The sequence below is a fragment of the Pseudomonas sp. B21128 genome (assembly GCF_044218865.1).
GTDB lineage: Bacteria > Pseudomonadota > Gammaproteobacteria > Pseudomonadales > Pseudomonadaceae > Aquipseudomonas > Aquipseudomonas iridis.
On the sequence record NZ_CP162590.1, the window covers coordinates 286,190 to 298,652 of the forward strand.

At 56.8% G+C, this 12,463-nt stretch carries 12 protein-coding genes and 2 tRNA genes; 1 reads left to right on the plus strand and 13 read right to left on the minus strand.

What is annotated here, in order from left to right:
* The 11 genes from infB to rlmE form a co-directional block, all read right to left on the minus strand.
* A complete protein-coding gene (infB, locus tag AB4P91_RS01300) occupies positions 1–2,532 on the minus strand; it encodes a translation initiation factor IF-2 (protein WP_150595091.1) in 2,532 nt (843 codons plus the stop codon).
* Positions 2,533–2,559: 27 nt separating this feature from the next.
* Positions 2,560–4,041 carry a transcription termination factor NusA gene (gene nusA, locus AB4P91_RS01305; RefSeq protein ID WP_042557594.1) on the minus strand — a complete coding sequence of 494 codons (1,482 nt, stop codon included), beginning with the start codon at positions 4,039–4,041 and terminating at the stop codon, positions 2,560–2,562.
* A 47-nt stretch (positions 4,042–4,088) separates the two neighbouring features.
* On the minus strand, positions 4,089–4,547 hold the full coding sequence (gene rimP, locus AB4P91_RS01310; RefSeq protein ID WP_042557593.1) for a ribosome maturation factor RimP: 459 nt from the start codon (positions 4,545–4,547) through the stop codon (positions 4,089–4,091).
* A 138-nt stretch (positions 4,548–4,685) separates the two neighbouring features.
* Positions 4,686–4,762: transfer RNA gene (locus AB4P91_RS01315), tRNA-Met, on the minus strand.
* A 96-nt stretch (positions 4,763–4,858) separates the two neighbouring features.
* Positions 4,859–4,944: transfer RNA gene (locus AB4P91_RS01320), tRNA-Leu, on the minus strand.
* A 21-nt stretch (positions 4,945–4,965) separates the two neighbouring features.
* A complete protein-coding gene (gene secG, locus AB4P91_RS01325; RefSeq protein WP_042557592.1) occupies positions 4,966–5,352 on the minus strand; it encodes a preprotein translocase subunit SecG in 387 nt (128 codons plus the stop codon).
* A 4-nt stretch (positions 5,353–5,356) separates the two neighbouring features.
* Positions 5,357–6,112 (minus strand): triose-phosphate isomerase, encoded by a 756-nt coding sequence (gene tpiA, locus AB4P91_RS01330; RefSeq protein ID WP_042557591.1) that lies wholly within the window; start codon positions 6,110–6,112, stop codon positions 5,357–5,359.
* 65 nt (positions 6,113–6,177) lie between these two features.
* Positions 6,178–7,515, minus strand: coding sequence for a phosphoglucosamine mutase (glmM, locus tag AB4P91_RS01335; RefSeq protein WP_395604150.1), 1,338 nt, complete (start codon positions 7,513–7,515; stop codon positions 6,178–6,180).
* Positions 7,516–7,531: 16 nt separating this feature from the next.
* The gene (gene folP, locus AB4P91_RS01340; RefSeq protein ID WP_395604151.1) at positions 7,532–8,383 is read right to left on the minus strand and encodes a dihydropteroate synthase; all 852 of its coding nucleotides are present in this window, start codon (positions 8,381–8,383) and stop codon (positions 7,532–7,534) included.
* Between the two features lie 8 nt (positions 8,384–8,391).
* Positions 8,392–10,299, minus strand: coding sequence for an ATP-dependent zinc metalloprotease FtsH (gene ftsH, locus AB4P91_RS01345; protein ID WP_150595094.1), 1,908 nt, complete (start codon positions 10,297–10,299; stop codon positions 8,392–8,394).
* 203 nt (positions 10,300–10,502) lie between these two features.
* Entirely contained in the window at positions 10,503–11,132 is a 630-nt protein-coding gene (gene rlmE / locus AB4P91_RS01350; RefSeq protein WP_042557587.1) for a 23S rRNA (uridine(2552)-2'-O)-methyltransferase RlmE, read from the minus strand.
* 101 nt (positions 11,133–11,233) lie between these two features.
* Between rlmE and AB4P91_RS01355 the strand changes: the two genes are divergently transcribed.
* The gene (locus AB4P91_RS01355) at positions 11,234–11,542 is read left to right on the plus strand and encodes a YhbY family RNA-binding protein (RefSeq protein WP_042557586.1); all 309 of its coding nucleotides are present in this window, start codon (positions 11,234–11,236) and stop codon (positions 11,540–11,542) included.
* A gap of 9 nt (positions 11,543–11,551) precedes the next feature.
* Here the strand turns inward: AB4P91_RS01355 and AB4P91_RS01360 are convergent, their stop codons facing one another.
* Both AB4P91_RS01360 and greA read right to left on the minus strand, forming a co-directional pair.
* Positions 11,552–11,956 carry an MFS transporter gene (locus AB4P91_RS01360; RefSeq protein ID WP_395604152.1) on the minus strand — a complete coding sequence of 135 codons (405 nt, stop codon included), beginning with the start codon at positions 11,954–11,956 and terminating at the stop codon, positions 11,552–11,554.
* A gap of 28 nt (positions 11,957–11,984) precedes the next feature.
* Positions 11,985–12,461: a transcription elongation factor GreA gene (gene greA / locus AB4P91_RS01365; RefSeq protein WP_042561951.1), complete on the minus strand. Its 477-nt coding sequence runs from the start codon at positions 12,459–12,461 to the stop codon at positions 11,985–11,987.
* Positions 12,462–12,463 lie beyond the last annotated feature (2 nt).

Below are 12,463 nucleotides of genomic sequence, written 5' to 3' on the forward strand. Positions count from 1 at the left end.
TTAGAGGCTGCGAGCAACCTGAACCTTCTCGAAGACTTCGATCTTGTCGCCGACTTTGACGTCGTTGTAGCTCTTCACGCCGATACCGCATTCCATGCCGGCACGTACTTCGGAAGCGTCATCCTTGAAGCGGCGCAGGGATTCCAGCTCGCCTTCGAAGATAACGATATCTTCACGCAGTACACGGATCGGACGGTTACGGTGCACAACACCTTCGATCACCATGCAGCCTGCGATCGCGCCAAACTTCGGCGAACGGAACACGTCACGCACTTCGGCGACACCCAGAATGTTCTCGCGAACATCGCTGCCGAGCATACCGGTCAGGGCTTTCTTGACGTCTTCGATGATGTCGTAGATCACGTTGTAGTAACGCATATCCAGACCTTCCTGCTCGACGATCTTCCGTGCGCCAGCATCGGCACGCACGTTGAAGCCGAACAGTACAGCGCTCGAAGCCAGTGCCAGGTTGGCATCGGACTCAGTGATACCACCGACACCGCCGCCGACTACGCGCACTTGCACTTCGTCGTTGCCCAGGCCATTCAGAGCGCCTTGCAGAGCTTCCAACGAACCACGGACGTCAGATTTGAGGACGATGTTGAGCGTCTTCTTCTCTGCCTGACCCATGTTTTCGAAGATGTTTTCCAGCTTGCCGGCGTGAGCGCGAGCCAGTTTGACTTCGCGGAACTTGCCTTGACGGAACAGAGCCACTTCACGGGCTTTCTTCTCGTCGGCAACCACGCTCATCTCGTCGCCAGCGTCCGGGGTACCGTCCAGGCCGAGAATCTCGACAGGGATGGAAGGACCGGCTTCCTTGATTGGCTTGCCGTTCTCATCGAGCATGGCACGCACGCGGCCATAGTTCGAACCGACCAGAACCATGTCGCCTTGGCGCAGGGTACCGTCTTGGACAAGAACGGTTGCAACCGGGCCACGACCTTTGTCGAGACGCGATTCAACCACAACACCACGACCTGGAGCCGACGGAGTTGCTTTCAGTTCGAGCACTTCAGCTTGCAGCAGAACGGCTTCAAGCAGGTCGTCCACGCCAGTACCGAGTTTCGCCGAAACCGATACGAACGGCGTTTCACCGCCCCACTCTTCCGACGTCACGCCGTGAACCGACAGTTCACTACGGATGCGATCGAGATCAGCGCCCGGCTTGTCGATCTTGTTCACTGCAACAACCAGTGGAACGCCAGCAGCTACCGCGTGCTGAACAGCTTCAATGGTCTGCGGCATCACGCCGTCGTCCGCTGCAACTACCAGGATCACGATGTCGGTCGCCTTGGCACCACGAGCACGCATTGCGGTAAACGCGGCGTGACCAGGGGTGTCGAGGAAGGTAACCATGCCGCGTTCGGTTTCAACGTGGTACGCACCGATGTGCTGGGTGATACCGCCGGCTTCGCCAGCAGCTACCTTGGCACGACGGATGTAGTCGAGCAGCGACGTCTTACCGTGGTCAACGTGGCCCATTACGGTCACAACTGGCGCACGGGAGAACGACTCACCTTCAAACTTCAGGGACTCGGCCAGGGAATCTTCCAGGGCGGTGTCGCTGACCAGGGTCACTTTGTGGCCCAGTTCTTCGGCTACCAGTTGAGCAGTTTCCTGATCAAGCACCTGGTTGATGGTCGCTGGAGTACCCAGTTTGAACATGAACTTGATGATTTCAGCAGCCTTGACCGACATCTGATTGGCGAGATCGCCAACAGTGATGGTCTCGCCGATCTGCACATCACGCACTACAGGGCCGGTTGGGCTCTGGAAACCGTGAGCGTTGCGCTTCTTCAGCTTGGCCTTGCCGCGACCACCGCGACGGAAGCCATCGCTTTCTTCGTCGGTAGTACGTGGTGCAACACGTGGCGCTGGCGCTTTCTCTTTGACCGATGCGCGATGCGGAGCGTTTTTGCGCTCGCCATCACCACCGCCACTGCGACGATTGTTGTCGTCGGCACGTGGTTTGTCCGGACGGCGCTGTTCGTTCTGCTTGTTACGAACGTCAGCAGACGGCGCTGGGGCAGCGGCAGCCACCGGCGCGCTTTCACGTACCGGCTCAGCAACTGCAGCAGGAGCTGCAACGGCGGCGTTAGTCGCGGTTTGCGCAGAGCCAGGATTGCGGCGTGCTTCTTCTTCGGCGCGCTGCTTGGCTTCTTGCTCAGTTTTCTGGCGGGCAGCATTTTCTACTGCGCGACGCTCATCCAGTTCACGCTTGCGCTCGGCTTCGATTTCTTCCGGGCTGCGCTGTACGAAAACTTTCTTTTTACGAACTTCAACGCTGATGCTCTTGCTACCAGCCACACGCAGGGTGCTGGTGGTTTTACGCTGCAGCGTGATCTTGCGTGGTTCTTCCACTTTCGCCTTGTGGCTGCTTTTCAAGTGAGTCAGCAAAGATTGCTTCTCACTGTCAGTCACATTTTCTTCGGCGGCGGTGTGCGGCAGACCTGCCTCACGCATCTGCTGCAACAGGCGCTCTACCGGTGTTTTGACCTCATCGGCCAGTTGTTTCACCGTGACTTGCGTCATGCACTTCTCTCCTCAGGCCGCGCCTAATTACTCGAACCAATGGGCTCGGGCGGCCATGATCAACTTGCCGGCACGATCATCGTCAATGCCGTCGATGTCGAGCAGGTCGTCAATAGACTGCTCGGCCAGGTCTTCGCGGGTAATTACGCCGCGCACCGCCAGTTCCATCGCCAAATCCTTGTCCATACCCTCAAGCGAGAGCAGGTCTTCGGCCGGATGGGCGTCTGCCAGCTTTTCCTCAGTAGCGATGGCTTTGGTCAACAAACGATCCTTGGCACGAGCGCGAAGCTCGTTGACGGTATCTTCGTCAAAGCCGTCGATGTTGAGCATTTCTTCCAACGGTACGTAGGCAATCTCTTCCAGGCTGGTAAAGCCTTCATCTACCAGCACCTGCGCCAGGTCTTCGTCGACTTCCAGCTCGTCGATGAAGTTGCGCAGAATGTCGCCGGTTTCTGCTTGCTGCTTAGCCTGGATGTCCGATTCGGTCATCACGTTCAGGGTCCAGCCAGTCAACTGGCTTGCCAGACGCACGTTCTGACCACCACGACCGATGGCCTGAGCCAGATTGTCTGCGCCAACGGCGATGTCCATTGCATGGGCATCTTCGTCAACGATAATTGCCGCAACCTCGGCCGGGGACATGGCGTTGATCACGAACTGAGCCGGGTTGTCGTCCCACAGGACGATATCAACACGCTCACCGCCCAACTCACCCGACACTGCCTGGACGCGCGAACCGCGCATACCGATGCAAGCGCCTTGCGGGTCGATGCGTTTGTCCTTGGAGCGGACGGCGATCTTGGCGCGCGAACCCGGGTCACGGGACGCAGCCATTACTTCGATCAGACCTTCAGCAATTTCCGGCACTTCGATGCGGAACAGCTCGATCAGCATTTCCGGCGCGGTACGCGACAGGATCAGCTGCGGGCCGCGGTTCTCGGTGCGGATTTCCTTGAGCAGCGCACGCAGACGCACGCCGACACGGAAGGTTTCGCGAGAAATGATGTCTTCACGAGCCAGCAACGCCTCAGCGTTGTTGCCCAGATCGACGATCACGTTGTCGCGGGTCACTTTCTTCACGGTGCCGGAGATGATTTCTCCCAGGCGCTCGCGATAGGCGTCGACCACTTGAGCGCGCTCGGCTTCACGCACTTTCTGCACGATGACTTGCTTGGCAGTCTGCGCAGCAATACGGCCGAACTCGATGGAATCGATTTTCTCTTCAACGACGTCGCCAACGTTGGCACCAGGATGCGTTTCGGCAACCTTGCTCGGCCAGGTTTCGATAGCCGGATCGTCAAGATCATTCTCTTCGACGACCGTCCAGCGACGGAAAGTTTCGTATGCCCCGGTGTGGCGGTTAATTTCCACACGCAGGTCAACTTCGTCTTCAAAACGCTTTTTGGTAGCAGTGGCCAGAGCCAGCTCCAGCGCTTCAAAAATTACGCTTGCCGGTACGCCCTTTTCATTGGATACCGACTCAACAACCAGCAGTACTTCTTTGCTCATCGTACGCCTCGCCTTTCGCAAGCCATTGGATCCGCGGGATCCGCGTCTCAGTCAAAACTGGGAATAATGTTGGCCTTGTCGATCATATCGATCGGCAACAGAAACTCATGGTCATCTACCTGCACCACGACATCCTGTTCTTCTACACCGCGCAGAAGGCCCTGAAAGTTGCGTCGACCTTCAAAAGGCGAGCGCAGCTTGATCTTCACTTGTGCACCGACAAACTGGGCGAACTGCTCGATAGTGAACAGTGGGCGCTCCATGCCAGGCGAGGAAACTTCGAGGGTGTATTCAACGGTGATTGGATCTTCAACATCCAGGACACCGCTGATCTGACGGCTGACAATGGCGCAATCGTCCACCAGCACACCGCCCTCTTTATCGATATAAACGCGCAACATCGAGTGACGACCTTGAGCCGAAAACTCAATACCCCAGCATTCATAGCCTAGGGCCACGACCACCGGGGCCAGCAAGGCCTGCAACTCTTCTAGCTTGCTCGACACCTGAACCCCCTAGTGCATGTATGTGCATGCTATGCAGAATAAAAAAATGGGCGAAACGCCCATCCTTGAAACGCCGTCGAACAGCGGCGTTGAAAGTGTCCAGCTAACAAAAAGCCCCTTAAAAGGGGCTCTTTAAACTGGTTGCGGGGGCCGGATTTGAACCGACGACCTTCGGGTTATGAGCCCGACGAGCTACCAGACTGCTCCACCCCGCGACAAAGCTGGGGCGGAAGTATACGACCGATCCCTTATAGGGTCAATCTACCTTCCACCTGCAAGAAAGCCCGCAACAGCGGGCTATCCTGACTAATTGGTACCGAGAAGGGGACTCGAACCCCTACACCCTATGGGCACAACCACCTCAAGGTTGCGTGTCTACCAATTCCACCACCTCGGCAAAACTACAGTGAAACCCTTCTTACTTTTGCTCTTGAGCTGGAGGTACGTCAGTCGCTGGAGAAGCCGACTTTTGCTCTTGAAGCACCGGTACATCATCAGAAGCCGGTTGTTGTTGCTTAGGTACTTCCAACACTGCTGGATCTGGCAAACCTGCTTGAGTCAGCTGATGAGCTTTCTCTTTAGCAAAGTAACCTAACCCCAAGCTGGTTATGAAGAAACCGGCGGCAAGTATAGCAGTAAACTTACTAAGAAAGGTAGAGGAACCTTGGCTTCCGAAGACAGTATTTGAAGCACCTGCTCCGAAAGACGCGCCAGCGTCCGCACCCTTACCCTGCTGCAGCAAAACCAGAGCAACTACGCCCAATGCACCCAGCAGATGAAAAACGACTACGACTGTTTCCAGCATTTTTTCAGTTTCCCGCGGCGCGACATATCGCACCGAACTCATCTGCATTCAGGGAAGCTCCACCAATGAGCCCCCCATCGATATCCGGCATGCCGAACAGTTCGACCGCATTGGCCGCCTTCACGCTGCCGCCGTATAGAAGCCGCACACCTCGTGCGACTTCAGAATTCTCTGCCGCCAACTGCTCACGAATGGCTTTATGCACATCCTGAGCCTGCTGCGGTGTTGCGGTCAGCCCGGTACCAATGGCCCAGACCGGCTCGTAAGCTATTACCGCCTTGGCAAAAGCACCCACACCCAGCTCCTCAATGATGCTGCCCAGCTGACGCCCGACAACCTCAAGAGTTTTACCGGCTTCGCGCTGCTCAAGGGTCTCCCCTATACACAACACCGGAATCAAGCCACATGCCTGTGCCGCTGCGAACTTGCGATTCAGCATTCCGTCTCGCTCGCCCATTATCTGACGGCGTTCGGAGTGCCCGACAAGCACTAGGGAACAACCTGCATCCACCAACTGACTCGGTGCAATCTCACCGGTCAACGCACCTTGCATGGATTCCACCGCAGAATTCTGCGCGCCGACCGAAATCGACTTACCTTTCAAACCATCAATCACTTGATTGATATGCAAGCAAGGCGGGAATACTGCGACATCAACACCGCTTGGCAAGGCCAGATGACGAAGGCCGTTGATCAGCTCAGCGACGCTGGCGCGGGTACCGTGCATCTTCCAGTTACCAGCTACCATAGGGCGACGCATGCTGTACCTCGTCGGTCAAAGTGGGCGCAGATGTTACCCAACACAATCATGGCTTGCAAGCCGTATCAGGCAGAAACTTCAGTTACCAGTTTTGCCAGTTCTTCGGCATAGCCGCGAACCACGGCTTCGTCCTCGCCTTCGACCATCACACGCACCAGAGGCTCTGTGCCGGACTTGCGCAAAAGCACACGTCCACGCCCCGCCATTGCCTGGGTTACGCGCGCACTGGCTTCCTTGACTGCCGGATGCTCCAGCGGGCTTTCGCCACCGCCGAAACGCACATTGATCAGCACCTGAGGGCACTTGCGCAACGCTTGGCGAGCTAGCGCCAGGCCTTCGTTACGCGTTTTGAGCGCCATCAGCACTTGCAGAGCCGCAATGATCGCGTCGCCCGTTGTGGTGTGATTGAAGCAAACGACATGTCCAGAGTTTTCACCACCGACCAGCCAATTACGCTCCAACAATTCAGCGATCACATAGCGATCGCCGACATTGGCACGAATAAATGGAATCGAAAGATCAGCGAGCGCCAATTCCAGACCAAGGTTACTCATCAGGGTGCCAACCACGCCGCCCTGCAGCTTTCCACGCTCGTGCAAATCACGCGCGATGATGAACAGCAACTCGTCGCCATCGACGATAGCGCCGGTGTGATCGACCATCAAGACCCGATCGCCATCACCATCGAAGGCGATACCCAGGTCAGCGTGCTCTGACAGTACTGCCGCCTGCAGCGGTCCCATATGGGTTGAACCGCAGTTGTCATTGATATTAAGGCCGTTGGGTTGCGCCGACAGCACGACAACGTCTGCACCAAGTTCACGGAAAACGCTTGGAGCAACCTTATAGGTAGCGCCGTGGGCGCAGTCGATGACGATTTTCAGCCCGGAAAAAGTGGTGCCGGTAGGCACACTGCTCTTGCAGAATTCAATGTAACGGCCTGAGGCATCGTTGATCCGCGACACCTTGCCGATCTTGCTCGACTCGACCACGGTCATCGGGGTGTCGAGCAACTCTTCGATCATCAACTCCAGCTCGTCCGGAAGCTTGGTGCCTTTTCCGGAGAAGAATTTGATCCCGTTATCATCATGCGGGTTGTGCGAAGCACTGATCACAATACCGGCCTCAGCCTGAAACGTGCGCGCCAGGTAAGCAATGGCAGGCGTCGGCATTGGACCGAGCAGCATGACATCGGCACCTGCCGATGTCAGACCAGCCTCGAGCGCCGACTCGAACATGTAGCCGGAAATTCGCGTGTCTTTGCCGACCAGCACCTTGCAGGCACCCATCTTGCGGAACGCCATGCCGGCAGCCCAGCCAAGCTTGAGCATGAAGTCAGGAGTAATCGGATATTCACCGACTCGACCACGAATGCCGTCAGTACCAAAATATTTCTTGCTCATAAGTGCTCCATCATTCTTATTCGGCTGATTCGACGGCCGCGATCATTCGCACGACATCTACCGTTTGCGCCACATCATGGACACGCAATATACGCGCACCCTTGACCGACGCCAGTGCAGCCAGAGCCAGACCACCATACAAACGTTCGCCCACAGGACGATTCAATGCATGCCCGATCATGCTCTTGCGCGAAACACCCACCAGCAAGGGGCGGCCCAGCGCATGCAGGGCTTCCATATGCTTGAACAAGCTTAGATTGTGCTGCAAGGTTTTGGCGAAGCCAAAGCCGGGATCAAGGATGATCCGATCAGCCGGAATACCTGCCAATGCACATCGCGACATGCGTTCGGCGAGAAACTCACCCACTTCCCGAGTGACATCATCGTATTGAGGATTGTCCTGCATATCACCCGGCTCTCCGAGCATATGCATGAGGCACACAGGCAAACCGGTTGCCGCTGCCGCATCCAGCGCCCCGTCGCGCCGCAATGACCGCACATCGTTGATCAACCCTGCTCCCAGCCGCGCGGTTTCGCGCATCACGGCGGGTGTCGACGTATCGACCGAGATGATTACGTCGAGTTCGCGGTTGATCAACTCGACAATCGGCGCCACGCGCTCAAGTTCTTCCAGCGGCGAGACCGCGCGCGCGCCGGGGCGAGTGGACTCGCCGCCAACATCAATTAACGTCGCGCCAGCCGCAACCATGGCTTCGGCGTGGCGCAAGGCCTCGTCGAGCTGGTTGTATCGGCCGCCATCGGAAAAGGAATCGGGAGTGACATTGAGAATGCCCATGACATGCGTCTGGGCCAAATCAAGAACCCGGTTGCCGCAAGGCAACCGGGTCAGGGACTGAACAGAAGTCATTTCAAACCTTAAACGTCAGCAGCCGGACCACCGATCGGTTTTTCCGGACGCTCATCCTGAACAACTGGAGGCGGCGGTGTCCCGGTACCACCCGACCAATCGCGAGGCTCGCGAGGCGTACGGCCAGCCATGATGTCGTCGATCTGTTCAGCGTCGATTGTTTCGTATTTCATCAGGGCATCAGCCATGGCATCGAGCTTGTCACGGTTGTCCGTGAGGATCTGCTTGGCCGTGCCGTAGCACTGGTCAATGATGCTGCGCACTTCGGAGTCGATCAGCTTGGCCGTTTCACCGGAGAAGCTGGCAGCCTGGCCACCACCGCCGCGACCGAGGAACACTTCACCCTCTTCTTCGGCGTACATCAGCGGACCAAGTTTTTCCGACAGCCCCCACTTGGTCACCATGTTTCGCGCAATCTGACTGGCACGCATGATGTCGTTGGAAGCACCGGTGGTCACACCGTCGAAGCCCAGGGTCATTTCTTCAGCAATACGGCCGCCGTACAGCGAGCAGATCTGACTGATCAACGCACGCTTGGACAGGCTGTAACGGTCTTCTTCCGGCAGGAACATCGTCACACCCAGCGCACGACCGCGCGGAATGATCGACACTTTGTAGACCGGATCATGCTCAGGCACGACGCGACCAACAATAGCGTGGCCAGCTTCGTGATAAGCCGTGTTCTGCTTTTCTTTTTCGGACATGACCATCGATTTGCGCTCGGCGCCCATCATGATCTTGTCTTTGGCCAGTTCGAACTCTTTCATCTCGACGATGCGCTTGCCGCTGCGAGCAGCGAAAAGCGAAGCTTCGTTGACCAGGTTCGCCAGATCGGCACCGGAGAAGCCCGGGGTACCACGCGCGATAACACCCGGAGCGACGTCGTCACCCATCGGCACTTTACGCATGTGAACCTTGAGAATCTGTTCACGACCACGGATGTCCGGCAGACCGACCACAACCTGACGGTCGAAACGGCCCGGACGCAGCAGCGCAGGGTCGAGTACGTCAGGACGGTTGGTTGCAGCGATCACGATGATGCCGTCATTCATTTCAAAGCCGTCCATCTCAACCAGCAGCTGGTTAAGCGTCTGCTCACGCTCATCGTGACCACCGCCCATGCCGGCGCCACGATGGCGACCGACGGCGTCGATTTCGTCGATAAAGATGATGCACGGAGCGTGCTTCTTGGCCTGCTCGAACATGTCACGGACGCGGCTCGCACCGACACCAACAAACATTTCGACAAAGTCGGAACCGGAAATGGTGAAGAACGGCACCTTGGCCTCGCCGGCGATTGCTTTGGCCAGCAAGGTTTTACCGGTACCCGGAGGACCGACCATCAAGACACCGCGAGGAATTCGACCGCCCAGACGCTGGAACTTGCCCGGATCACGGAGGAACTCAACCAGCTCGCCAACTTCTTCCTTGGCTTCATCGCAACCAGCAACGTCAGCCAAAGTGGTTTTCACCTGATCTTCGGAGAGCAGGCGCGCCTTGCTCTTGCCAAAGCTCATCGGCCCACCCTTGCCACCCGCACCGCCCTGCATCTGGCGCATGAAGAACATGAACACCGCGATGATCACCAGGATCGGGAAGCTGGCCACCAGAAGCTGGGTCCAGATGCTTTGCTGCTCGGGCTGCTTGCCTTCAACCACAACGTGGTTGTCGACCAGATCGCCGATCAGACCGTTGTCCTGAATAGCCGGACGAATGGTCTTGAAGCTGTCGCCATCGCTGCGCTTGCCGGTAATCACATAACCATCAACGGCTACGCGCTCGACCTTTCCATCCTTGACCTGCTGGATGAAGTCGGAATAGTTGAGGGTCTGCGGCTCGTTAGGGCTGGAGAAGTTGTTCATCACCGTCACCAGGACAGCCGCGATGATCAACCACAGGATCAGATTCTTTGCCATATCGTTCAATTAACTACCCTCTGAAGCAAGCTCCGCTACTGGCGCGCGCTTCGCATGATATTCACCGGCCTAACTTACTACATTACCTACAACTCTGGCAGGCGCCGTCTGTAACCCTTTGTGAAACACTTTCTACACAATATTCGTTAATGCGCCCGGAGCGAAATGCGAAAAACCTATCGCCCTGGTCGAATTACGTCGTTTTACTCGCTGCGGCCGCGGTAGCCCCAAGCCAGCATGTATTGCTCTCGGGAACTGCCCCGGGACGAATCCGGCTTGATCATCTGGATCTTGTCGAATTTCTTGCGAGCGTCCTTCAGGTAAACATCGAACCCTTCGCCCTGAAAGATCTTGATAACGAAATTACCACCTGGTTTGAGTATCCGCTCCGCCAGATCAAGAGCCAGTTCGCAAAGAAACATGGCTTTTGGCATATCCACTTCAGGCGTACCACTCATATTGGGGGCCATATCGGAAATCACAAGGTCCACCTGCGAATTACCCACGGCTTCCAGGATGCGCGCGAGCACTGCGTCTTCGGTGAAGTCTCCCTGGATGAAAGTCACGTCAGGAATACTGTCCATCTCCAGGATGTCCGAGGCGATCAAACGCCCCTGACCACCGATCAGCCGACTGGTGACCTGCGACCAGCCGCCGGGCGCCGCACCCAGGTCGACAACGCTCATGCCAGGACGGATCAGCTTGTACTTCTCCTGGACCTCCAGAAGTTTGTAACTCGCACGCGAACGGTAGCCATCCTTCTGCGCCTGCTTCACATAGGGATCATTGACATGTCTTTTCAGCCAACCAAGGCTTGTCTTGGAACGCGCCATTGGGCACCTCGATGATAAGGGTCGTGATTAGTTGGGCGGATCCACGAACCCTCGGGTAAAATGGCCGCCATTTTACAGAATCCAGACGAAAGGGTCAGATTATGCCGCTCACTCCAGAGCAGAAGAAACAGTACAAATCCATTGGCCACCATCTGAAACCAGTTTTGACTGTGGCTGACAACGGTTTGACTGAAGGTGTGTTAGCCGAACTTGAACGCGCTTTGGCGGATCACGAGCTGATCAAAATCAAGCTCAACATCCTTGATCGCGAGTCGCGCCTGGCGTCCATTGCAGAACTGTGCAAGGTCGGCAAGGCGGATCTGGTTCAGGTCATCGGCAAGATGGCACTGCTTTACCGCAAGAACTTCAGCGTCAACAAGCAACTGTCGAACGTTCATCGCTTCAAGTGATGACAAGGGTCAAGGGTGTGCTTCGCGCACCCTGCCACTCCATCCCGGCACCGGCTGCATCACCAGCACCAGCCCGGAAAACCCCAGCGCCAGATAGCTGAACACCTGCCAGCGCTGCGCATCCGGCCAGCCTAAACGCACTGCGACATACATCGCACACGCGTACAACGCCATCAACAGCACCTGCCCGCGAAAATCCCGCCATAGACTGGCAAGGCCCTCGGCCTGTAACAGCACCAAAGCCTGAAATATCACGCATGCGGCGGAAAAACCCACCACCAGCACTTCAAATGCACTGGCAACTTCGTCGATCAACAGCGGCGCCAGGCCAATCCTGACCAACGCCGGCTGCAAACCGAAATGAATCAGCCAAAGACCGCCAACCCACAACATCTGGGTCAGCTGCCAAAGCATGGCGCCCGCATGCAGCGGGCGCCCGGTTTCAGATGTGACGGACTTCGACAATCTCGTACTCGATAACGCCGCCTGGCGTTTTCACGGCGACCGTATCGCCCTCTTCCTTGCCGATCAAGGCGCGGGCCAGAGGCGAACCGACCGAAATCTTGCCGAGTTTGAAGTCAGCCTCATCCTCACCCACGATGTGGTAAGTGACGCTTTCATCCGTCTCGACATTGGCGATTTCGACGGTGGTACCGAAGATCACTTTGCCGGTATGAGGAATGGTCGTGACATCAATGATGACCTGATTCTGAATCCGGCCTTCGATGTCACGAATCCGCGCCTCGACCATGCCCTGCTGTTCGCGGGCGGCATGGTATTCCGCGTTCTCTTTCAGGTCACCCAACTCGCGGGCCGTCCCGATGTCCTGGCTGAGCTTCGGACGGACGACCTTGGTCAGGTGAGTGTGTTCTTCTTCCAGGGCTTTCGCGCCCTGAACTGTCATTGGGTACTTGGTTATGC